23 protein-coding genes and 1 pseudogene are annotated in these 22,101 nt (G+C 59.9%); 10 read left to right on the top strand and 14 right to left on the bottom strand.

The window, feature by feature from the left end; genetic code table 11:
* Positions 1-39: 39 nt before the first annotated feature.
* Complete coding sequence (locus FGS76_RS02115; RefSeq protein WP_138770973.1) at positions 40-579, bottom strand: hypothetical protein; 540 nt, start codon at positions 577-579, stop codon at positions 40-42.
* A gap of 301 nt (positions 580-880) precedes the next feature.
* Here FGS76_RS02115 and FGS76_RS02110 point away from each other — a divergent pair, with 301 nt between their 5' ends.
* From FGS76_RS02110 to FGS76_RS02095, 4 genes are read left to right on the top strand one after another with little or no spacing between them, the layout of a single operon-like run.
* The gene (locus FGS76_RS02110; protein ID WP_138770972.1) at positions 881-1,936 is read left to right on the top strand and encodes a TAXI family TRAP transporter solute-binding subunit; all 1,056 of its coding nucleotides are present in this window, start codon (positions 881-883) and stop codon (positions 1,934-1,936) included.
* 22 nt (positions 1,937-1,958) lie between these two features.
* The gene (locus FGS76_RS02105) at positions 1,959-2,474 is read left to right on the top strand and encodes a DUF1850 domain-containing protein (protein ID WP_170214376.1); all 516 of its coding nucleotides are present in this window, start codon (positions 1,959-1,961) and stop codon (positions 2,472-2,474) included.
* Positions 2,471-4,654, top strand: a complete 2,184-nt coding sequence (locus FGS76_RS02100) for a TRAP transporter permease (RefSeq protein ID WP_138770971.1) — start codon at positions 2,471-2,473, stop codon at positions 4,652-4,654. Before FGS76_RS02105 ends, FGS76_RS02100 begins: the two co-directional genes overlap by 4 nt.
* Before the next feature lie 51 nt (positions 4,655-4,705).
* Entirely contained in the window at positions 4,706-5,572 is an 867-nt protein-coding gene (locus tag FGS76_RS02095) for a PA4780 family RIO1-like protein kinase (RefSeq protein ID WP_138770970.1), read from the top strand.
* A gap of 24 nt (positions 5,573-5,596) precedes the next feature.
* Here the strand turns inward: FGS76_RS02095 and FGS76_RS02090 are convergent, their stop codons facing one another.
* Positions 5,597-6,430 (bottom strand): oxidoreductase, encoded by an 834-nt coding sequence (locus tag FGS76_RS02090; protein WP_138770969.1) that lies wholly within the window; start codon positions 6,428-6,430, stop codon positions 5,597-5,599.
* Between the two features lie 130 nt (positions 6,431-6,560).
* Here FGS76_RS02090 and FGS76_RS02085 point away from each other — a divergent pair, with 130 nt between their 5' ends.
* Positions 6,561-7,505, top strand: coding sequence for an AraC family transcriptional regulator (locus FGS76_RS02085; protein ID WP_240692371.1), 945 nt, complete (start codon positions 6,561-6,563; stop codon positions 7,503-7,505).
* A gap of 127 nt (positions 7,506-7,632) precedes the next feature.
* On the opposite strand, the gene FGS76_RS02080 is transcribed toward FGS76_RS02085, so the two are convergent.
* Positions 7,633-9,135, bottom strand: a complete 1,503-nt coding sequence (locus tag FGS76_RS02080; RefSeq protein ID WP_170214375.1) for a hypothetical protein — start codon at positions 9,133-9,135, stop codon at positions 7,633-7,635.
* 353 nt (positions 9,136-9,488) lie between these two features.
* Between FGS76_RS02080 and FGS76_RS02075 the strand changes: the two genes are divergently transcribed.
* Genes FGS76_RS02075 through FGS76_RS02065 form a run of 3 tightly spaced genes read left to right on the top strand, consistent with a single transcriptional unit; the run spans position 9,489 to position 11,965 of the window.
* Positions 9,489-9,854 carry a helix-turn-helix domain-containing protein gene (locus tag FGS76_RS02075; RefSeq protein WP_138770967.1) on the top strand — a complete coding sequence of 122 codons (366 nt, stop codon included), beginning with the start codon at positions 9,489-9,491 and terminating at the stop codon, positions 9,852-9,854.
* Positions 9,844-11,106 carry a type II toxin-antitoxin system HipA family toxin gene (locus tag FGS76_RS02070; RefSeq protein ID WP_138770966.1) on the top strand — a complete coding sequence of 421 codons (1,263 nt, stop codon included), beginning with the start codon at positions 9,844-9,846 and terminating at the stop codon, positions 11,104-11,106. Before FGS76_RS02075 ends, FGS76_RS02070 begins: the two co-directional genes overlap by 11 nt.
* Before the next feature lie 25 nt (positions 11,107-11,131).
* Positions 11,132-11,965 carry a hypothetical protein gene (locus FGS76_RS02065; RefSeq protein WP_138770965.1) on the top strand — a complete coding sequence of 278 codons (834 nt, stop codon included), beginning with the start codon at positions 11,132-11,134 and terminating at the stop codon, positions 11,963-11,965.
* A 42-nt stretch (positions 11,966-12,007) separates the two neighbouring features.
* On the opposite strand, the pseudogene FGS76_RS02060 reads toward FGS76_RS02065, so the two are convergent.
* From FGS76_RS02060 to lldD, 5 genes and pseudogenes are all read right to left on the bottom strand, one after another.
* Positions 12,008-12,426: pseudogene (locus tag FGS76_RS02060) on the bottom strand (alpha-hydroxy-acid oxidizing protein); the annotation flags it as partial.
* A 47-nt stretch (positions 12,427-12,473) separates the two neighbouring features.
* Positions 12,474-13,199 carry a hypothetical protein gene (locus FGS76_RS02055; protein WP_138770964.1) on the bottom strand — a complete coding sequence of 242 codons (726 nt, stop codon included), beginning with the start codon at positions 13,197-13,199 and terminating at the stop codon, positions 12,474-12,476.
* A 5-nt stretch (positions 13,200-13,204) separates the two neighbouring features.
* On the bottom strand, positions 13,205-13,906 hold the full coding sequence (locus FGS76_RS02050; protein ID WP_205717152.1) for a hypothetical protein: 702 nt from the start codon (positions 13,904-13,906) through the stop codon (positions 13,205-13,207).
* A gap of 15 nt (positions 13,907-13,921) precedes the next feature.
* Entirely contained in the window at positions 13,922-14,575 is a 654-nt protein-coding gene (locus FGS76_RS02045) for a hypothetical protein (RefSeq protein WP_138770962.1), read from the bottom strand.
* Positions 14,576-14,643: 68 nt separating this feature from the next.
* Positions 14,644-15,792 (bottom strand): FMN-dependent L-lactate dehydrogenase LldD, encoded by a 1,149-nt coding sequence (lldD, locus tag FGS76_RS02040; protein WP_138770961.1) that lies wholly within the window; start codon positions 15,790-15,792, stop codon positions 14,644-14,646.
* A gap of 110 nt (positions 15,793-15,902) precedes the next feature.
* Between lldD and FGS76_RS02035 the strand changes: the two genes are divergently transcribed.
* Positions 15,903-16,127: a hypothetical protein gene (locus FGS76_RS02035; protein ID WP_138770960.1), complete on the top strand. Its 225-nt coding sequence runs from the start codon at positions 15,903-15,905 to the stop codon at positions 16,125-16,127.
* Positions 16,128-16,428: 301 nt separating this feature from the next.
* Here the strand turns inward: FGS76_RS02035 and FGS76_RS02030 are convergent, their stop codons facing one another.
* From FGS76_RS02030 to FGS76_RS02005, 6 genes are all read right to left on the bottom strand, one after another.
* Positions 16,429-17,013 (bottom strand): hypothetical protein, encoded by a 585-nt coding sequence (locus FGS76_RS02030; RefSeq protein ID WP_138770959.1) that lies wholly within the window; start codon positions 17,011-17,013, stop codon positions 16,429-16,431.
* A gap of 55 nt (positions 17,014-17,068) precedes the next feature.
* On the bottom strand, positions 17,069-17,953 hold the full coding sequence (locus FGS76_RS02025; RefSeq protein WP_138770958.1) for a DUF4868 domain-containing protein: 885 nt from the start codon (positions 17,951-17,953) through the stop codon (positions 17,069-17,071).
* Positions 17,954-17,956: 3 nt separating this feature from the next.
* Entirely contained in the window at positions 17,957-18,454 is a 498-nt protein-coding gene (locus FGS76_RS02020; RefSeq protein ID WP_205717151.1) for a hypothetical protein, read from the bottom strand.
* 638 nt (positions 18,455-19,092) lie between these two features.
* The gene (locus tag FGS76_RS19825; RefSeq protein WP_338081320.1) at positions 19,093-19,647 is read right to left on the bottom strand and encodes a TetR/AcrR family transcriptional regulator; all 555 of its coding nucleotides are present in this window, start codon (positions 19,645-19,647) and stop codon (positions 19,093-19,095) included.
* Positions 19,648-19,660: 13 nt separating this feature from the next.
* The gene (locus FGS76_RS02010; protein WP_138770956.1) at positions 19,661-19,915 is read right to left on the bottom strand and encodes a type II toxin-antitoxin system ParD family antitoxin; all 255 of its coding nucleotides are present in this window, start codon (positions 19,913-19,915) and stop codon (positions 19,661-19,663) included.
* Between the two features lie 113 nt (positions 19,916-20,028).
* Positions 20,029-20,406 (bottom strand): helix-turn-helix domain-containing protein, encoded by a 378-nt coding sequence (locus FGS76_RS02005; RefSeq protein WP_138771103.1) that lies wholly within the window; start codon positions 20,404-20,406, stop codon positions 20,029-20,031.
* 222 nt (positions 20,407-20,628) lie between these two features.
* On the opposite strand from FGS76_RS02005, the gene FGS76_RS02000 reads away from it, so the two are divergent.
* Positions 20,629-22,029 carry a Fic family protein gene (locus FGS76_RS02000; protein WP_138770955.1) on the top strand — a complete coding sequence of 467 codons (1,401 nt, stop codon included), beginning with the start codon at positions 20,629-20,631 and terminating at the stop codon, positions 22,027-22,029.
* Positions 22,030-22,101: the final 72 nt, after the last annotated feature.

The raw sequence follows: 22,101 nt of genomic DNA, 5'->3' as shown, positions 1-22,101 counted from the left end.
CTTTTTTGTGATTGGCCAGAAACTATATCGTAACTCCGATCAGTCCGCCTGCCACCGCAGCGAGGCGGTGGCCGAGGCCACCAGCACCACCGGGAACAGCGGCTCTCCGGTGGGCAAGGTGACCCGGGCTTCGCGGTCGGCGACGCGGATGTAAACCGCGCCCCCGGCGCCCCGCACCAACTGGACCCGCATGGTCCGCGAACCCGGTTCGCCGGTGACCAGCGTCACCTGCTTCGTCACTTTGCCCGCCTCGATCACCTGATAACCGCCGCTCAGCGTGTCCGAGTCCCGATCCGGCGCCGCCACGAAGGCTTTCACCTGCCGCAGCTTGTCGATAGAGGTAAAGCCGGCGGTCACCCAGGGCGACCAGTCGGTGCCGGTGTTCAGTTCATCGAGGGTCACCGCCAGGGTCAGACGGGATTGCCCGGCCTCGCCAAGAAACGGCACCACGAACTCACCCTCCGGCGCCGCCACCACCTCGGGCGCCACCGAGGACGCCAAGGGCAAATAGTCCACGTCATATCGCTGCTCGCAACCAACCAGTGCGAGTATCAGCAAGCCCCACGCCAGCCTCTTCATCCTTCCCCTCCCAAAGACGTTCAACCCGGGCGTCTTCACCCCGGGCAATAAAGAATATTGCGGCTAGAAGAACGCCAGTGCCACCGCCGCCAGGAATTTATGCACCAAAACGAGCCAGGTAAGGTACCGCCACGGGCCGAAGTAAATCAATTTTTTGAATAGCCCTAAGATCCGCTGTCTCAGTGCCGTTCGACCTTAGTCTTAACCGCCTTTCCTGGCGTAGTATCGGGAAGACACCGCTCGTAAGCTGTGGGCAGTCTCGATAACAGCAATAAACCACCGTGAACATCAGGAGAGACCCATGCTATCTCGCACTCTGATACTGGCCGCCGCCCTCGGGCTGTCCGGCATGCTGCTCACCGGCTGCAGCGACAACGGTAACGACGCCGCCAAGAAAGACGCCGCCACCGGCGACACCACCGCCAAATCCGCTCCGGCCGACGCCAGCCAGAAGGAAGTGAATCTGATCTTCGGGACCGGCGGCACCTCGGGCTCCTACTACCCCATCGGCGGCGCCCTGAAGCCGATCTTCGAAGCCAGCGATATGATCGGCGGGGTGCAGGTGGTGTCCACCGGTGCCTCGGTGCAGAACATTCAGAACATTCAGGACGGCCTGAACCAGATCGCCATTGTCATGAGCGACGTGGCCTACGACGCCGTCAACGGCAAAAACCAGTTCGAAGGCAACCAGGCTGATATCGCCACCCTGGCGGGCCTGTACCCCAACGTGGTGCAGATCGTCGCCACGGCGGACAGCGGCATCCAGGGCGTGGCCGACCTGAAAGGCAAGCGCGTCGGCGTGGGCAAGGTGGGCTCCGGCGTGGAGCAGAGCGCCCAGAAGGTGCTGGAATCCGCCGGTATCAGCTATGACGATCTGGCCCGGGTCAGCCACACCGGCTACGCCGACAGCGTCACCGAAATGAGCAACGGCAACCTGGACGCGGCCTTCTTTACCTCCGGGGTGCCCAACTCCAGCATCACCGGCCTGATGCAGACCAGCGACGTGACCTTCGTGCCGGTGGACGGCGAGGTGTCCGACAAACTGCTGGAGGCCTACCCCTACTACGAGACCTACACCATCCCGGCGGGCAAACCCGAGCGCTACGGCCTGGATAACGCGGTCACCACCGTGGCGATCCGCAATATTCTGATCGTGCCCAGCTCCATGGACGACGCGGTGGCCGAGGAGCTGACCAAACGCTTCGACGACTATCTGCACTCCGACAAGGTGTCCGTGGGCGCGCTCAAGGACATCGACCCGGAAAGCATGAATCAGAACCTGGTGGTGCCGCTGCATCCGGGCGCCGAGGCCTATTACGACGAGCGTGCAAGCGCGGCCGACGGCAACGACGGCTGACGTCCCAGGCGACCGGCCACCGATGATCGGGTCCCGTCGCCGTGGCTGGCTGGCGCTGGTCCTGGCCCTGGTGGCCACGGCGGCGCTGCTGCCGTTGCCCTGGCTGGTGGTATTGGAAGGCCAACGGCCGCGCCTGGCGCTGCCCGGCCCCACCGGCACCACCTTCGTGCTGCGCTGGACCCACTCCGTGGAGCGGGAAGACTGGGAAGAACGCTTCCGGATTGAACCGGACGGCGGCCTGATGCTGGTGGCCACCCGTTTTAAAACCTTTGGCGCCGGCGTGCCCGATCAAGCCGGCACCGAAACCCATCTGCAAAACGGCTGGGTGGTGATGAGCGGCATCCGCCGACCGGTGGACCCGCTCCACGTGCAGGCCGCCGCCGCGGAGCACTACCGCCTGCGCTACCGGGGCTGGACCCTGGCGCTGACCGGCCCCGGCACGCCGCCGATTCTGACCTTCACCACCCGGGATGCCCCCCTGTTAACGATGTTGCCCGCCCTGCTGCGGGCCGTGGGAAGACACTGGAGAACCCCATGAAGCCGACCTCCTCGCCCTCCTCGGTACCGGACGAGACCGACCCGTCAGTGAAGGAAGCTCTGGAAAAGTACGACCGCGAGAGCGTGGTGCGCGACGCCCTGCCGCGCTGGACGGTGGTGTTCGTCACCACGGTGTGCGTGCTGTTGGCGGCGTTCCATCTTTACACCTCGTTCTCCGGGCCGCTGGTGGACGTGGCCCAGCGCAGCATCCACCTTTACACCCTGCTGGCGCTGACGTTCATTCTTTACCCGATCACCAAGAAAGGCGTCCGTGACCGGGTGCCCTGGATCGACCTGCTGCTGGCCGCCACCGCCTTTGGCATCGGCATTTACATGTTGGTGGTGGCGGACCGGGTGATCGCCTCCGGCGGGCGCGTGAACACCACCGATATGATCGTCGGCGCGGTGGCGATCCTGATGGTGCTGGACGCCACCCGCCGGGTCACCGGCTGGGGCCTGACCCTGCTGGGCGTGCTGTTTCTGATCTACGGCTTCTACGCCAAGCTGTCGTTCTACCCGGAACTCAACCAGACCATCGTGCTGGCCACCGGCCGGCAGATCATGTCGCACCTGGTGTTCATCACCGAAGGGCTGCTGGGCACCGCCATCGCCGTGTCCGCCAGCTACATCATCCTGTTTATTCTGTTCGGCGCCTTCCTGGTGAAATCCGGCCTGGGCCAGCTGTTCAACGACCTGGCCCTGGCGGTGGCCGGCCACACCCGGGGCGGCCCCGCCAAGGTGGCGGTGCTGGCCAGCGGCCTGCTGGGTTCCATCAACGGCTCCGCCATCGCCAACGTGGTCACCACCGGCGCCTTCACCATTCCGTTGATGAAACGCACCGGCTACAAGCCCAACTTCGCCGGCGCCGTGGAAGCCTCCGCCAGCGTCGGCGGCCAGATCCTGCCGCCGATCATGGGCGCAGCCGCCTTTATCATGGCGGAGGTGCTGTCGGTGCCGTACACCCAGGTGATCCTGGCCGGCATCATCCCGGCGCTGCTGTTTTACCTGGGCGTGCTGTTCCAGGTGCACCTGCGCGCCATGCGCAACGGCCTGGAAGGTATTCCCCGCTCCCAGCTCACGCCGATCCGCGAAGTCCTGCTCAAGCGCGGCCACCTGCTGGTGCCCATGGCGGTGCTGCTGTGGTTGCTGTTCGAAGGCCGCGCGCCGTTCTTCGCCGCCTTCTGGTCGATCGCCGCCACCGTGCTGATCTGCGGTACCCGCAAGGTCACCATCGGCTTGAGCGTGCTGCTGGCGCTGCTGATTTTCGAGCCGCAACTGCGCGCCCTGGCCCTGTCCCACTCCATGCCCAACATGCCGGCCAGCCGCTGGAGCCTGTTCGCGGTGATCGCCCTACCGGTGGCGGTGAACGCGATCCGCGCCCGGCTCGGCCTGGAAGCCGAGAAGATCAACCTGACCGACTGCCGCGACGCCATGACCACCGGCGTGCGCAACTCCATCCCGGTGGCCCTGGCCTGCGGCGCGGTGGGCATCGTGGTGGGCGTGGCCACCCTCACCGGCATCGCCCTGGACGCCGCCGACGCGGTGGTGCAGCTGGGCCAATCAATCCCGTTCCCGACCCTGCAACTGCTGGTCACCCTGCTGCTCACCATGATCGCTTCCATCGTGCTCGGCATGGGGCTGCCCAGCATCCCCACCTACATCATCACCAGCACCATGGCGGCACCGATCCTGCTCAACCTGCCCCTGTTCCGGGAGCTGGCCGGCAGCAACGACACGGCCATCTTCGTGGCCCACATGTTCGTGTTCTACTTCGGCATCTTCGCCAACCTGACACCGCCGGTGGCCCTGGCCGCCTACGCCGCCGCCGGCATCAGCGGCGGCTCGCCCAACGCCACCGGCTTTCAGGCCATGAAACTGGCCATCGCCGGCTTCCTGGTGCCGTACATGTTCGTGTTCGCCCACAGCATGCTGATGATCGACGCCACCCTGGCCAATACCCTCTGGGTGATCGTCACCAGCGTGATCGGCGTGCTACTGCTGGCGGTGGCCGTGGAAGGCTACCTGCGAAGGCCCCTGACCCCACCCTGGCGGGTGCTCGCCCTGGCCGGCGCCCTGGCGCTGATCTATCCGGGCCTGTGGAGCGACGCCATCGGCGCGGTGGCCGCGGTGGTGCTGTTTTTGCTGGCCAAACAAAAGGGGGAGATCACCGATCCGGTATGAGCCACCAGCCCATGGATGCCGGGGCCCGGCGAATAGCGTATAACGGGCGGCATGAAAACGCCGAAACGCATACAGCCCCTGGTCGACGACGGCCTGGTGGACGAAGTGATCAGCCGCCTGATGAGCGGCAAGGAAGCCGACATCTACGTGGTGCGCTGCGGCGACAAAGTGCAATGCGCCAAGGTTTATAAAGAAGCCGCCCAACGGGGCTTCAAACAGGCGGTGCACTACCAGGAAGGGCGCAAGGTGCGCAGCACCCGCCGCGCCCGCGCCATGGAGAAGGGCTCCCGCTTCGGCCGCGACCAGCAGGAGAAAATCTGGCAGACCGCCGAGGTGGATGCCCTGCGCCGCTTGGCCGCCGCCGACGTGCGCGTGCCGCGCCCCTACGACATGCTCGAAGGGGTGCTGCTGATGGAGCTGATCACCGACGACCAGGGTGACGTGGCGCCCCGGCTGTGCGATGTGGTGCCCTCCGAGGAGCAGGCCCTGGAAGACCACGCCCAGATGATGCGCTACGTGGTGCGCATGCTGTGCGCCGGCCTGGTCCACGGCGACCTGTCCGAATTCAACGTGCTGCTGGACGCCTACGGCCCGGTGGTCATCGACCTGCCCCAGGCGGTCAACGCCGCCGCCAACAACCACGCCAAGGCCTTCCTGCTGCGCGACGTCCACAACATGACCCGCTACTACGGCCAATTCGCCCCGGCCCTGCTCAACAGCCGCTACGGCGAGGAAATCTGGGCGCTCTACGAAGCCGGCGAGCTGCACCCGGACACGCCCCTCACCGGCGAATTCCAGGACTCAGGCCAGGCCGCCAACGTGGAAGACGTGCTCGCCGAAATCAAAGCCGCCTTCGAGGAAGAGCAGGAACGCCTCCGCCGCGCCCGGCCGGACGAGGACGACGGCGCCGCCCACTGACCGGCGGCCTGTGGCCCCCCGGGCCTACCCATCCGTGGACCGGCTCAACGCCTCCCATTGATCAATCTCGGCGGCCAGGGCGGTGAGCTTGTCGCGTACCAGACCCAGCGCGTCACTGCCCAGCAGCAGATGGGCCGGCGGCGCCTCGCTGTCGATCACCGCCAGCATGGCGCGGGCCGCCTTCACCGGATCGCCGAGCTGCTGGCCGCTTTTTGCCTGCCGCGCTTCGCGGATCGGATCGAACAGGGCGTCGTAATCCGCGATCGAGCGGGGTGTGCGGACCATGGAACGGCCGGCCCAATCGGTGCGGAAGGAGCCCGGCGCCACCGCCGTCACGAACATACCGAACGGCGCCACCTCCTTACCGAGCACTTCGGAAATCCCTTCCAGGGCGAACTTGCTGCCACAGTAATAGGCGATGCCGGGCATAGTGATATAGCCGCCCATGGAGGTGATATTGAGAATGTGCCCGCGGCGACGGCGGCGCATGTAGGGCAGCACCGCCCGGGTCATCGCCACCGCCCCGAACACGTTAACGTCGAACTGCCGGCGCATGGCGTCCAGCGGCGACTCCTCCAGCACGCCTTCCTGACCGTAACCGGCGTTGTTCACCAGCACGTCGATCTCGCCGACACTCTCTTCCACCTCGGCGATCACGCCCTCGATGGCCCCGAAGTCGGTCACATCGAGAAGACGCCCGAAGGCGCGGCCGGCGTCGAGCGCCTCGAAGGCCCGCTTTGCCTCGGCGTTGCGCACGGTGCCCACCACCCGGTGGCCATCGGCCAGGGCCTGTTCCGCCAGCGCCCGGCCAAAGCCGCTGCTCACACCGGTAATCAAAAGGGTTTTGGAAACAGCCATCTCGATACACTCCAATCGTCACGGAAGAGTGCATACTATTCTCCCGGCGCCACCTGGAAACGCTCCCATCTTCTCCTTTTATTGCCTATTCTTATAAATACCTCAGCCGCGCCACCGAGCCTCCACCACCGTGAATCCCTCCAACACCCCGGCCCGTACCACCCTGGTGGAACTGCTCGCCGCCCTCGCCCCCCAGGAAGGCTACAACCTGACCGCCCTGCCGGACGTGCGCGTGCTGCGCTCGGACCGGCCCCTGGCGCGCACCCCGGTGCTCTACGACCCCGGCATCGTGATCGTCGGCCAGGGCCGCAAGCGCGGCTATTTCCGGGACCAGGTCTATACCTACGACGCTCGGCACTACCTGGCGGTCTCCGTGCCGGTGCCCTTCGTGATGGAAACCGATGCCGCGCCGGAACAGCCCCTGCTGGCGGTGTACATGCATCTGGATTTTCAGGTGGCGGCGGACGTGATGATCCAAATCGACCGCCAGGGCGGCCCAGCGCCCACCGCCGCCCCGCAAAGCATGATGTCCAGCCCCCTGGACCCGGCGCTCACCGACTCATTACACCGTTTTCTGCAAGCGCTGAACGATCCTCTCGAAGCCGCCGTGCTCGGCCCGGCGCTGGTGCGGGAACTGTACTTTCGCGTGCTCACCGGCCCGCAGGGCCAGACCCTGCGGGCGGCGCTGACCCTGCAAGGCCGGTTCGCGCAAATCCGGGACGCACTGCGGCGCATCCACGCCTGCCACGCCCAGCCGCTCAACCTCTCTGAACTGGCCCGCGACGCCGGCATGAGCGTGCCCAGCTTTCACAGCCACTTCAAAGCCATCACCGGCATGGCCCCCATGCAATACGTGAAATCCACCCGGCTGCACCAGGCGCGGCTGCTGATGGTGCGCCAGGGCATCACCGCCAGCGCCGCCAGCCACGCCGTGGGCTACGAAAGCCCCTCGCAATTCAACCGCGAATTCAAGCGCCTGTTCGGCCTGCCCCCGGCCCGGGAAGCCCAACGCCTGCGCGACAGCTTCGCGCTACCGCCGGCCCATGAGGGCGCGGAGTTTGTTTCTTCGCATTAGGGGTTGGCGGGCAGACCTCAAGGCCAATATAAAGCAGAGACCAATCGGGCTCGGCGGTCATGCCCTCGAAGTGATGGGTATGGTCGTGCCGGTCAGCGCCACCAGCGCGGCGTGCTATGCGACCGAATCAATGCGCATTGACACCAATCGCGGCATCATCGGCCACCTTCACCTGGGTAAAGGTTTGATCGTCCCCGTTGTACACCCACAACTCTTTCCAACCATCCGGGTCGCTGTCGGCCAATACGAAATCGCGGGCGCCCAGGGAGAAGGCGTAGTCCACCACGCCCGGGAAAGACCGCAAGGCGGTCAGCTCATGAGTGGCGCCGTTGATCAGCGAAACAAGGTATTCCTCGCCGGAGGCCCTTGTGACCGCGAGGACCCGATCCCCGTGGGCGTAGAGGTCCGCCGAATCCGTATAAACGCCGATCATTTGCGTGCTCTCCGCGGTGCCCTGGGTTCGCCAGATTTCACAGGTGCCGGAGCCCTCCGGCCGCGCCACGAAATACGCCGTGACACCGTTGCTGACCAGGCTGCTTATGGTGGTCGAACCGGGATGCAGGTTCTTGATCATCCGCGTGCCGGCCGGGGTGCCGTCGCTGGCCCAGATTTCCATATTGTCGTGTGAGCTGTTGCTGTTGTCGTCGGCGGCGTCGTTGGCCGGGAAAACGAAATCGCTGCCGATGCTAACCATCTTGCCAATCCGCGCGTCGCTGTCCAGATCGCCGGTCTCGTTGATGTCCGCCAGGACCTGCGTGCCCTCGGGCGTGCCATCACTCTTGTAGAGAACGTTGCCCAAACCGCCACTGCCATAGGAGCCGGCGCTGGCCTGGAAGTAAAGATCGCCTTGGAAGAGCAAGGCAGAGTCGGTATTGAAGCCGTCCTGCGAGGCCACGGCCGGATCGATCAATTCGTGATTCTCCGCCTTGCCGGTGCCGATCAGTATCTTGTGGTCGGTGCCGCCCGCGCCATCGTCCTTGAGCGCGTAGAAGAGCAACTGACCGTCATACGCCAGAAACTCGGACGGGTCGGCGTCGTCGGTGCTCGCGCTGCGCGTATTGGTCACGAATTCCGGGCTGTCCTGCCCATCCTCCAGCTTCCACAGGCCGGTGCCCGGGTAAGCCGGGCTGACGGCGCTGAAGTAAAGGGCACGGTTATAGACGATGCCGCCGCCGCCCGGCAGGCCACTGGCGGTGCCCGGGGCCAGATCCTGAACGATATAGGTACCATCGCGGGTGCCGTCGGTCCGCCACAGCTCCCGCCCCTCGGTATCCGTGCTGGCGCTGAAATAGGTGATCCCGTTCAGCTCGCCCAACATCACCGCGTCCACCACGCCGGTATGGTCCATGTCCTTAACCAGTTCGGCGGAGCCGTCCACGTCGAACCGATAAAGCCCCACGTCGTAGGACGTCAGGTTCAACAGCTCCCGATAGGCATGGGTCACCGGCCGGTCGGTGTCCGGCGGAGCGCCACCCGTGGCGTTATGGTCATTGCCCCCACAGGCGGCCAGCAGGGCCAGGGGCAAACACAGGGCGGCGTAACGCACAAACGGGATGGCGAAACAGTATGCTTTTTTCATGTGATCTTCTTTTTTATTCCAGCGGGACGCGCCAATCAACAACATCGCCAACCGGTAGCCAAGGCACCGGTGGCTGCGCAACCCCAGACGGATCGCGGCAACAAACCGGAACAAAGAGTCATTTTTTTCATAGTGCCCGTATTGGCGGAGCAGCGAAAGGGCCGAGGCACAATGGTTGTGTGCTTTCTCGGGCCAGACTCCTAACGGCCTGGCTTCGCGGTGGAAGCCCGGATTTGTGGGCCATCTGAGTCCGGGGCCAGCTCTTTATTTCTTGATCACTAAAACGTACAAAACAGAGCCTCATGTACTCTTATAAGTACACAAAGCATGGAGTTAATCTTGACGCATCCGAAAGAACACCATAGCGTACATTTAACGCCACTTTGTACGGTTTAGTGATCAAAATGCCCCGGACAGTCGATTCTCCCGTTTATCAAAAGGCGCAGATCCTCGATGCCCTGCGCGACACCGGCGCCCTGATCGCCGAGGCCCGCAAGGCGCGCGGCTGGTCCCAGACCGACCTGGGTGCGCGCCTGGGCAAGGTGGACCGGCGGCACGTGAGCGCCCTGGAAAAAGGCGACCCGAAGGTCGACGTCGGCCTGGTGGTGGCGGCCCTGTGGCTGCTTGACCTGCCCCTGCTGGCGACCCTGCCGCAACCCGGGCACGCCGCCCCCACGGGGTATTACCGGGTCGCCGAGGGCCGCGCAGGCGCGCGCCGCCCCGCCAGCCGGCGCCGGTTCCGGCCTCAGGACGTCGACAATGATTTCTGATCGCGCCTACCTCTGGCTGTTTCCGCCCGGGCAGGTGGAACCGGTGGTATGCGGCGTGGTGGCCTGGGACGGCGCCGAATACGTGTTCCGCTACGGCAAAAGCTATCTCGCCCGGCCGGATGCCATCCCGCTCTCAATCCCCGGCCGCCCGTTGGGCGAGCTCACCGGCGAGCCCTACGTCCTCGACCATGAGCTCAGCGGCGCCGTGCGCGACGCGGCACCGGACGCCTGGGGCCGGCGCATCATCCAGCGGGAAATCGCCAAAACCCTCGACCCCACCGGCCAGGCCCCTTACCACCTAGAAGGCGAGCTCGGGGAGATTGATTATCTCCTCGGCGCCGGCGCCGACCGCATCGGCGCCCTGGACGCCACCGACAGACCGGACACCTATAAACCCCGCGCCAAGCCAATCCGCCCGCTGGCGGACGCCCTGGAAGCGGCGGACCGGATGGAACGCGGCCAGGAACTGGATGACGACCTGGACGCCGCCCTGAACCACGGCACCAGCATCGGCGGCGCCCGGCCCAAGGTGCTGTTCCGGCGGGGGAAATCCTGGCTGGTCGCCAAATTCAGCTCAAGCCGGGACACCCTCAACATGATCGCCGCCGAGCACGGCGCCATGCGGCTCGCCGCCAAAGCCGGCCTGACCGTGGCGGACACCCGGGTTCTCGGCGTCTCCGGCAAGGACGTGCTGCTGGTCCGCCGCTTCGACCGCGATACCAACACGAACGGCGCCCCCACCCGCCGCCACATGCTCAGCGCCATGACCCTGCTCGACCTGGACGAATACGCCGTCCGCACCGGCGAAGCCAGCTACCTGGAACTGGCCGACGTGCTGCGCCAATACGCCCGGGACTTCGAACAGGACGGCCGGGAGCTCTTCCGCCGCATGGTCTTCAACATCCTGATCGGCAACACCGACGACCACGCCCGCAACCACGCCTGCTTCTGGGACGGCGCCGCCCTCGACCTGACACCCGGCTACGACATCTGCCCCCAGCCCCGGCTGGGCTACTCGGCGGACCTGGCCATGACCGTCGGCCACCAGGGCCGCGCGGCCACGCTCCACAACGCCCTCAGCCAAGCGGAGCGGTTTGGCCTGAGCGAACGGGAAGCCGCCGAATGCGTCGACGCCATGAAGCAGGTGGTGGAGAAACACTGGAAGGCGTTGTTTTCAGCGGCGGGGATGGAGGCCGGGGATATCGAGTACCTGGCGAAGGCGACGGTTTTGTCGCCGTCGATTTTTGATTAGGCGCCTTCCACAAGGAAAACGACACATGCTAGAACAAGAGCGACTCGAGGCCTTGCTGAAATTGCTCATGGAGATGACGCTCTGCTCAAGAAAACCGCGAGTGCCGGATTTTTCGAGGCGGGCAGAGCAAATCGAAAACATACTTCTTACGGCCTTCGCTGGCAGCATGATCCTCACCGTCCTGCTCGCGGTAGGATATTGGTATGTAGGCAACACCCCAGATGGAAAAATACCAAAACTCGTTGACCAATTTTATCTTTTCAGCGTGCTTATAGCGGCACTGTATGCGATTACTGCCTTGATCCACACAGCTTATCTCATTTTCAGATTTCAAAAGAGACGTACATCTCCCATCCTCGCACGCCTTGAAATGGACCTGTCCGCAGACGCGACCTTCGTCAAACAGCTGCAAACCTTCGATAGAGCCACGTTGGAGTACGCCCTGAGCCAATACCGCCATCATTGGGAATCGGCGAGCGGGCGCGTCACCCTCATGGCGGGCGAAATTCGCAAGGTCGGCCTCTTTCCTGCCCTGGTCGCTGCGTCCATGGCGGCATCAACACTCCTGGACAAAGACGGCAATCTGCTCCTGTGGGCTCCCCTGATCCTCGCCTGCTGCTTCTACCTTTTGGGAACCATGGTTCTCAGCCGAACCGAACGCAGCGGACAAGTGATCAAGCTACTGGAGTACGCGATCAGTCAGCATCACCAATCACTACCCGCGCAAAACTCCAAGGCTCAAGACCCCGGCGAAAACGGTGAGTCGGCCGAGGCGCCTCCGTCAACGGGTACCCCAAAAACCTGTGCGCTTTCAGACGGCCAAGAAAGGGATCAGGCTCCCCACAAGCACAACCAGTGAAGGCGGACAGTAAGCCTGCAACAACCCCACCTTCGGTGCCTTTCAAATCACCTTGGCCCCTCTGGGCATCATCGCCACCTTCATCTCGCTGGCGATCAGGTCCAGCACATGGGCCACGCCCTGCTCGCCGGCGGCGGCAAGGGCGTAGACAAAGGCGCGGCCGAGCAGCACGCCGTGCGCGCCCAGCGAGCAGGCGCACCACGTCCAGGCCGGAGCGGACGCCGGAATCCGCCAGGATCGTCAGGTCGCCCTGCACCGCATCGGCGATGGCCGGCAGGGCCCGGGCCGAGGACAAGCACGCCATCGAGCTGGCGCCCGCCGTGGTTGGACACCACGATGCCGTCCGCGCCGAACCGCACCGCCTCGCGGGCGTCCTCCGGGTCGAGAATGCCCTTGAGCACCATGGCGCCCTGCCAATACTCCCGAATCCACGCCAGATCCCGCCAGCCGATGGACGGATCGGATGTCGAGAAAACCACGGAATAACAGGGGAATTAAAGAGAAAAAATTAAGGCGTTGCCCGGTAGTTCAAATAAAAATTTGGGCTGTCACTTAGATTCCGAACAGTCCAACTCTCAAATTTCCCCAAAGAAGGATTTATTATTAGGTAGCTAGAGTCATCGTCGGCATCACATTGAGCAATCTGCCTTGAAAACACCTCATACCAATATCCATCTGTCCCCAGAAGAAGAGGCCTATCACAAACAAAATTTATACTCACGACATCCGGAGCGACAAACCTCCGAGCATTTAGTGAGCGAACCAAGCATGACGTGGCACTATCAATATCAAATTGGCTCAACCCGAAGATATTTGGCAGTTCATCGATTAGACGATGAGGGTTTGTTATCCAGCTTATGCCATTCGTGCCACCAACTCCTAGACGACAATCACCAACATGAAAAACACGCAAGCAGCCCTCACTGTCAATTATAAGCAGTTGATAACTAGCAATATCTTTTATATATGCAGGACGGAGACCGCTGTGCAGCCTAACAAGAAGGTTATGAATTTCCCGATTACTACAGCCCGCTCCTAGCAGGCGAATTTCATCCACAAGAGATTCAGCCCAATAGCAAGATAAATTCTTTCGCTCCAAACCACCACTTGATTCAGATTTTTTAGCACCATCGACAACACAAGCTGCCATACCCTCAGATGTAAGCCACAAAGCCGCAGCATCGTTATTCCTATTTCGCATATTTCCCTTACGGCTTCCCCATATGATTTCCATAAAACTCAACTTCCATTTAAATTTATTATTTTTTTCAGCTTCCCATATAATACCTTTTCTTCTTCCTCCCCATTAGCCTGACTAGAAATTGCCCATTCGAAGCCGTCACTATCCATAAGCTTGCCAAGCTCCGAAGATATATACTCCCTGACAGCGACTTCCGAAGCGCGAATTTCTTCAATGATCTCCTCACGACCATCCACAATATTTAAAAGATCTTCAATATCTCGACTGGTCAAAGGATCATTACCTCCTCGCCCCTTATAAGCCTCGATCTTTGTCGCCAAGAAGTAAACTGGGCTAACAAGCCTTATATTTAATTTGCTATTTAAATTATAATCAGATGCGCTTTTTATTGCGTCTTTATACCACCGATTAGTAAACCCCAATATGGACGCATCATCTGGCATAAAGTCGACCCTCAAATTTCCAATTTTCATAGCACATATAGGCATATTTTCACTAGGGTCGGGCTCCCCCACACTAAAACCCTGGCTTCTTAACTGATTCTGCAAATCAAGATATCCAACATAGCCCATAACATGGAAAATTAAATCCACATCGTTGGTGTTTCTTACTCTTTCTTTAGCAAATTCATCGGTAAGCAGCAGTCCAGTGGTACATCCTCCAACGAATGTAACCTGCTTTAATAAGTCATCCCCCAGAGCTTGAGCCACCATTTCTAGCATTTTCTTTTGTATGGCCATTGTTCTCATAATTCACTAACCTATTCGATCTTCGAGAATTTTCATCGCCAAGTTCGCTTCACGAGGATTACCCATACGAATCGCGTCAACTAATGCAAGCGCCGCATACATATGAGGGTCAATTTTGGCTGCATATATAGCACCCTTATATAGTGGCTCGACACTAAGCCCCTTTCTATTGCCCTCAGGATCAGCCCAGACTGGATCGAACTCTCCCGCACTCATGAGCTGCCCGGCCAGAACGGGGGCCGCATAAGACGTACCAATTCCACGCGTTAGCTCTTTTGGAGAAGCAGGGAAAACATAGCGCAAGCCGTAAGCAATGAATTCCAATAAACCTCGAGTATTCGCCATTGGCAGATCATCTTTCCGGCTAAACTTCGCCAACCCGACTTCCACACACCGTTTAAGAGACAGGCTGACTTGTGTTTTGCTGATCCCCGTTTGGTGCGACAACCCACGAACGGTCAAAATTTGGTTTAGTGCCTCATCCTTAAGAGGCCCTACATAATCGAGCTGTATCCAAGCTTCGTTACCGGTCTCCGTCTCCCAATCTTGCCAACCATCGGGCCAAGCTTTACGCGCTCGCTTGCCACCATCGTCACCGGGAGCACCGTATTTTTGTAAAATTGACAGCTTCAGCAGCAGACCAATATCTTGACTTTTCATCTGATTTGCCCCGTCTCAGTCCCGGTTTCCGGGACACGGGACATTGATATTGCTTCGCCTTTCTCTTGTCAAGGATACAAGGAAGACCAATTCAAACTCTCCCTCGAAATCTCCCCAACCGCCCGCGCTCCGGTGAGCGTCATCGCCACCTTCATCTCGCTGGCGATCAGGTCCAGCACATGGGCCACGCCCTGCTCGCCGGCGGCGGCGAGGGCGTAGACGAAGGCGCGTCCGAGCAGCACGCCGTCCGCGCCCAGGGCGAGCAGGCGCACCACGTCCAGGCCGGAGCGAACGCCGGAATCCGCCAGGATCGTCAGGTCGCCCTGCACCGCGTCGGCGATGGCCGGCAAGGCCCGGGCCGAGGACAGCACGCCATCAAGCTGGCGCCCGCCGTGGTTGGAGACGACGATGCCGTCCGCGCCGAACCGCACCGCCTCGCAGGCGTCCTCCGGGTCGAGAATGCCCTTGAGCACCATGGCGCCCTGCCAATACTCCCGAATCCATTCCAGATCCCGCCAGCCGATGGACGGATCGAAGTTCTCGCCCAGCCAGCCGATGTAATCCTCCAGTTGGATGCGGTGGCCCAGATAGGCCGACACATTGCCCAGATCGTGGGGCCGCCCGCGCAGGCCCACGTCCCACGCCCAGCGCGGGTGCGTCACCGCCTGCAGCATCCGCCGCCAGGCCGCGAACGGCCCGGACATCCCCGAATGCCGATCGCGATAGCGCGCCCCCGGCACCGGCATATCCACCGTGAACACCAAGGTCCGCCCCCCCGCCGCCCAGGCCCGCTCCAGCGCGTTCTTCATGAACCCGCGGTCGCGCAGCACATACAGCTGGAACCACATCGGCCGCGTGATGGCCGGCTGCACCTCCTCAATGGGACACACCGACACCGACGACAACGTAAACGGCACGCCCCGCGACGCCGCCGCCCGCGCCGCCTGCACCTCGCCCCGCCGCGCGTACATCCCAGTGAGCCCCACCGGCGCCAACGCCACCGGCAGGCTCACCGCCTCCCCGAACAACCGCGCCGACAAATCCACCTCCCCCACCTCTTTCAACACCCGCTGACGCAACGCCAGATCGCGCAGATCCGCCACATTGCGCGCCAGGGTGTGCTCGTCGTACGCGCCCCCGTCGATGTAGTGGAACAGGAACGGCGGCAGGCGGCGTTTGGCGGCGAGGCGGTAATCGTGGGTGGAGGAGATGATCATGGTTGTCTCAACAAAACGGGAAAGTGCTACTTATCGGCTGTAGACCATAATTCGTGGTCTGCGCTCTACTGGATGGGTCGATTTAAGGAGAGTAATGGAAGGAGGCGGAGATGACCAAGCCGTACGATGTGGAGCGGACCGAAGTATGCGACATGGCAAGTTTGGCTGTTGAGCAGTTTAACTATTTGGAGGCGCTTTTCTCGGCACTCGCGAACCGATTGGATGCCTTCGACCCGGAAGACAGGACGCTTCGGGATGCCAAAAGACTTGCTTTATTAGGCCGCAGTCATGCGGAACAGTGGGCCTGTGCCTTTCTGGATGAAACCAATGGCTAACCAAGCAGAAAGAGGAAGCATCATGAAGAAGCGCAAGCCAGACATTGAGATCGGGCACTATCGTGGGAGCCGCTATTGGGGCGTTTGGGTTGATTCGGAGCTACTTGCGGTGGTGTGTTATCGGAAGGGAGCGGAAGCAATCAAATCGGCTTTGCTGAATCGTTCCAAACCAAAGCTGTAGCCGACAAGGCGCATGATCAGCCTGCGCGCCTTTACGCGTTTGTTCAGCGGCGACCTCTTTGCAGCGAAGCGGAGAAAATGGCGTCCGGTGGAGGGCCAATAGGCCCAGGACGAACTGGCACTATTGGTTAGGGATCAACTTTCCGCAGATTCCCCGTGCCAGCCGTATAAAGTCGTAAGCTTCACGCGTAGAAACTCCACCAAAAGCGTTCCAACGCTCATGGATCGCAACATTTCGAAGCCGCTGCATCCCGTGTAGTACCTCCAAGGTGCGCCTGTCTAAAATATTTCTGTCAGCCAGAAATTTGATATTCCTACTAGGTGAAAATTCACGATGCTGATCAGAATCCGCATGGGACTCGGCCGCCTCAATTAAAGCACTTTCAACCGCGGACCACGCCACTGCGACTGCAGGCTCTGGAAATTCCTCAGCTAGCTGTTCGGCTTCATCAAGCAACTCAGTCGGCTCTTTTGGGCCACCGCGACTCTCTCGCTTTTTCTCAGTGACAAGATGGGCCTCTTCTGCTTGTTGACCAAGCTCCCTGAGTTCGCGCCCAAAATCCAACTCTAGGTCTTTGTAACGTAGCTTGGTGAGAGTCAGTAGAATTGAAGCAAGGTGTTTCCTCAGAAAGAAAACCGCCACGAGCACTACTGCGGGCCACGCAGTTGCTTCAATAACCCCAAGAATGAATTCAAGAATTTCCATAAACCCCTAACGCCCCGATCACCCGCTTGTCGGGTGCATTGCTTGTTAACCCTTCTTATTGTTCAGTAACTAGCTGCTTAGAATTGGTCACGAAGTTGGTTTTCGAAAGCGGTGATTTGTAGTAGTCCTCATCAAGAAATCTTAGTAGCTTTTTTAAATCGGATTTATTGTCAGGAATACCTATCACTTCAGATCCGCCTTCATCTATTGTCTCAAACGGAATATTGAAATCTATTGCCGCAGCTCTCATCTCATGAAGAGGAACATTTTGCAAAATACCACTTTGTTGAATCAAAGAAATCTTCCTTCGGACCCATGAATCAGCCATGTCTAGGAACCCATGAGAATCCACCGATTGAATCTGATCGACCTGCAAGAATTCAAAAACATCGTCATCAGTCGCTACCTTATAGTATTCACTTAAATCGAACATCTGGCGCGTGGTGTGGAAACTGTAGAACTTTAATTTTCCGGCTTCCAGGGTCGCTGTAAGCTTGTGGTCTACCGTGATTCCTATCCCCTCAATCTTTTTGTAAACGTTGTTTGCATGAAATATCGACAAACCGTTTGTTGATATTATCTTTCTTCGGTCAAAGTTCTGAAGAAGTATTTTGATAGTACCCGATTCGGTCTCATACCCAGTGAACAGTGCCTTTATCTCAAGAAAGAAATCTTCATCTGGATTAACCGGCTCGACTCCTAGGGGCGCCCTTATCGCACCCTCAAGTCCATCAATATCGTCATACCCATTAATACACAATATCTCGTCTGATTCAGGCTTATATTTTCCGTCAAATTCTATTTCTTCTTGAGCTTCATCAAACTGCTGCTCTTGTTCTTTTAGGTACTCTGTTAGCTCAACCTGAACAGGCGCTGAAATATCGAATTTTACAATCCTGCTTGATGGGTTGCTAGTTAAGGCAAAAAGGCTTAAGGCCATAAATTACTCCATAATCATTCCATCGGAAATCTTGGTGATTTGCTTGATATCTTTGGGGCTTCTAATTGTTCTCCGAGTAATCAGCATGTATACCATCCCTTCACTCGATTCAACCTTGTAAAATCTGAACTTAACTAGGTAAAGCATGGGGTGCGACGGAATATTTGACACGAACCACGCGACTACAAATATTACCGCAACAACAATTGACGCCGTGAAAAAACTAATTTCCGCCATTTTCATAACAACGGGCGCAGCATAACTGGCTAAGAAGACAAGAAGAAAGTAATCTGCCGATTCCACCTTCTTCGCTGAAAAATTTTCTTTCTGGGCCTCCTTGCCTACCAAATATAGTATTAGTAACGGCAGAACGGTGCCTATCAGGGACACGATAGTGAGCTGAATCGAGAGAACGTCAAAACTGCCGATTGAGTAGACGCGAACCGCAGCCACCACCAAAAGCGCTGGAGAAAAGGCGGATACAAAAAGAACGGTTTTCAACCAATTTCGCACTATATAATATCCTTGGTTAACGCCCCACTTCACCCGCGGCCCTGACGGCTCGAAGCGGCGGCAGGGACGTCGGGTGGAAGTGATGGTAGGGCCACGCCGCGCTCACGAGAAGGTCACTTTTCCGGGCGCGGCTCGGGCAATGTCTATTAGTTCCAGCTTTTTTTTCGACTGGCAGTTATACAAACGTAGAGTACATGCGCCCTGGAGGGCTCGTGCAACGTCAACCAATTCGAGCTTTGTGTATTTTGAACTGTCGACCTCCAAATTGGCGCTCGCCCTAGCAATGTCGATCAGTTCTAGCTTTGTCTTATTCACGAGGTAGTCCTTCTTGAGGTGATTTCTTTGCTTGACCCAACGGGCATTAGGACGCCGGCTCGAATATCCAATGCACGAGCCGGCGTCATATCTCTTTTCTTGATTCCCCTAGCACAAAATAAGACCAGAAAAATCACCCACTGACAAACGCTTCAAACCACCACCTTCCTGGCATCTCGGCCAATCATCTGCCGCCAAAAACAAAAAGGCCGCCAACGCGCAAGCGCCAACAGCCTTTTAAGTAAGCCCTCACTAATTACCCAAATCAGATAAACCGCAGGTCAGCCTCTCCCACAGAGCGGCGAGGCTATCTAGCTGGCCTCCCCCGGCAACGCCAACCCAGCAATCCGCCCAGCCTCCTCCCGCGACACCCCCAACGCCTGCAGCACCATCTCCGCCGCAATACGGTCGGCGTGTTCCACCTCGCCGTCTTCCACGAGCAGGTTCATGGCGCCCAGCGTGGCGGGAACGACCATCCTCATGCCCATTTCTTCGGGGGCGTAGTGGAAGTCGCTTTGGCGGCGGCCCGCTTGGAGGTCGGCGCGGAGGTAGGTGGCGAGGGCGGAGCGCATGCCTTCGGCGTAGCGGACGACGGTGATGAAGGCGCGGGTCCAGTCGGGGTCGGTGCGGGCTTTGTTCATGAAGGTGCGCACGGCGATGCTGAGGCGTTCGGTGCCGTTGTCGACGGCTTCGCTGACGGTGAGGATCTGTTCGGAGAGTTGGACGGCGAGTTCCAGGCCGACGGCTTCGAGGACTTGTTCGCGGGAGCGGAAGTAGTTGTAGACGGTGCCGTTGGAGACGCCGGCTTCGTCGGCGAGGGTGTTGAGGGCGAGGTCGCCGATGCCGGCGCGGGCGTAGATGCGCAGGGCGGCGTCGGCACTACTCCGGCGCTTTCATCCGCTTACGGCCAGCCGCCTTGATCGCCGCCATATCGGCAGGTTTGGGCTCGCCGCTTGCTTCGCCCTCAACCAGGGCCTGCCTCAGCCTGGCAAGCCGTTCCTGGGCTTGCTGGTCCTGCCGGATGAGATGGCGAATGTACTCACTGTCATCGCCGAACTGGCCGCTTTCGATCCGGCTCTTTACCCAACCGTTCTGTTGTTCGGTCAGGGGGGATGGTTTCCGGTGCATGCTCATAGTGGGTACTCCTGAGCCTCAAAAAGTATGACAAGGTCACACCAAGCCTTTTGCGCCGGATCAATTCCGTCTTCCGACCGGCGGCGGCAGGCAGGGTGCTTGTTCAGGCGCCCTCAAAAGCCTTTGAGCTCGTCATCGTCGGGGGTGGCCTGACCGTCTTCCGCCGGGGCTCCGGATGGTCTCGCCTTTGCCTTCTTGCCACCGGCTGACCGCACCCGTTGAGGCAACTGCTGCTGCATCAATTCCAGGCCCAGGGCGTCCTGGTCCAGCGCCATAATCCTGACCATGTCCTCAAGGCGACCGAGCACGTGCAGGGCGCGCAGGAAGGTGTGCAGGGCGGTGCCCGGATTGCCGTCTTCCATGCGCCGGACCGTGCTCACCGATGTGCCCATCCGCTGGGCCAGGTCCTGCTGCGTCCAGCGGCGCGTACGACGGGCCACCGACAGGTCATGGCCGAGCTGGCGCAGTGCGCGCGCCACGGGCGGTGGCATCGCGGGCGGACTGCCGGAACCTTTGGGGACTGAGGTCATCGTCTATACTTTATATACGAGCATCAAAGTTCAATTCAATATCATATTTGAGTACTTATTAGAATAAATCCAAATCTTAGAACGGCCTTAAGTCTATGCGCAACATTAACTGCGCATAGCATTGATAGCTGTGTATAGGCGTGCTTTACTTGCGCATAACCCTCAATGCGCAACATACCAACCATGGCGAAATCTATACCCGAAAAAGAGCTACAGGACATTGAGGCGGTGGTCTCCGCCCACCCCGAGGGTGTCGGCCTTCAAGCCGTCCTGGACGCTCTTGAGCAATCGTTGCCCCGGCGCACGCTTCAGTACCGTTTAAAACACCTGGTGGACGCGGGCCGGCTCATCAAGACCGGGGAAAAGCGGTGGGTCCGATACTTCCCTGCGGATACCGAGCCCAGAACAGGCAGCAGCGTTCGGGAACCTTCCTACGAGGAAGCGGCGGGCGCTATACCCGTCTCCCGCCAGGCCGCTGAGATCCAAAATGCCTTGCGCAAGCCGCTTCGGTCACGCAAGCCGGCAGGGTATCAACACCGCTTCCTTGACCAGTACCGGCCCAACCATACGGCGTATCTTGCACCCGCCGAGCGCGCGCATCTTCGGGAAATCGGCACGCCGCCCTCGGGGCCCCGGCCCGCAGGCACCTATGCGAAACAGATTCTGAACCGCCTGCTGATCGACCTTTCGTGGAACTCCAGCCGCCTGGAGGGGAACACGTACTCTCTGCTTGATACGAAACGACTGATCGCTTTCGGGGAAGAGACAGCGGGTAAGGAGCACGTCGAGTCGCAGATGATCCTGAACCACAAGGACGCCATCGAATTTCTTGTGGGTTCGGCGGAGGAGATCGGCTTCAACCGTTATACGATCCTGAACCTTCATGCATTGCTGGCCAACAACCTGCTGCCCGACCCGGAGGCAACCGGTCGCTTGCGCCGAATCGCGGTTGGCATTGAGAAGTCCGTGTTCCACCCCCTCGAAGTGCCACAACTGATTGAAGACTATTTTGATCAGATCCTGGCGACGGCCAGCGCCATCGCCGATCCCTTCGAGCAGGCGTTCTTTATCATGGTTCAGTTGCCGTATCTGCAGCCGTTCGATGACGTGAACAAGCGCGTTTCCCGGCTGGCGGCGAACATACCGTTCATCAGAGCCAATTTGATTCCCCTCTCCTTCACGGAGGTGCCCGCTGATATCTACACCGAAGCGATGCTCGGCGTGTATGAACTGAACCGGATCGACCTGCTCAAGGACGTCTTCGTCTGGGCTTATGAGCGGTCGGCGTCGCATTACACCGCCGTCAGACAATCGCTCGGCGAACCCGACCCGTTCCGGCTGAAGTATCGTTCGGCATTGCAGGAAGTGGTCCAGAATATCGTGCTTGAACGGCTGGATAGGAAAACCGCGTTCAACCGCATTGTTCAATGGGCGGAACAGCATATTCCGCAAGAGGACCGGCAGCGGTTCCGGGAAGTGGCCGAGAATGAGGTGCTGAGCCTGCACGCCGGCAACTTTGCCCGGTACCGGATCAAACCTTCGCAGTTTTCAGCTTGGCAGGCTGCCTGGTCGCCAAATCCATGAGCATCATCGATATCCGCTTTTCGCGCACGGCAACGCCATGACCATGTCACCCACCGGTCAACGGCGCGCCCA

The sequence above is a fragment of the Alloalcanivorax gelatiniphagus genome (assembly GCF_005938655.1).
Taxonomy (GTDB): Bacteria; Pseudomonadota; Gammaproteobacteria; order Pseudomonadales; family Alcanivoracaceae; genus Alloalcanivorax; species Alloalcanivorax gelatiniphagus.
The sequence above is the reverse complement of the archived record's forward strand: the minus strand, read 5'-3'. Positions and strand labels throughout refer to the sequence as shown.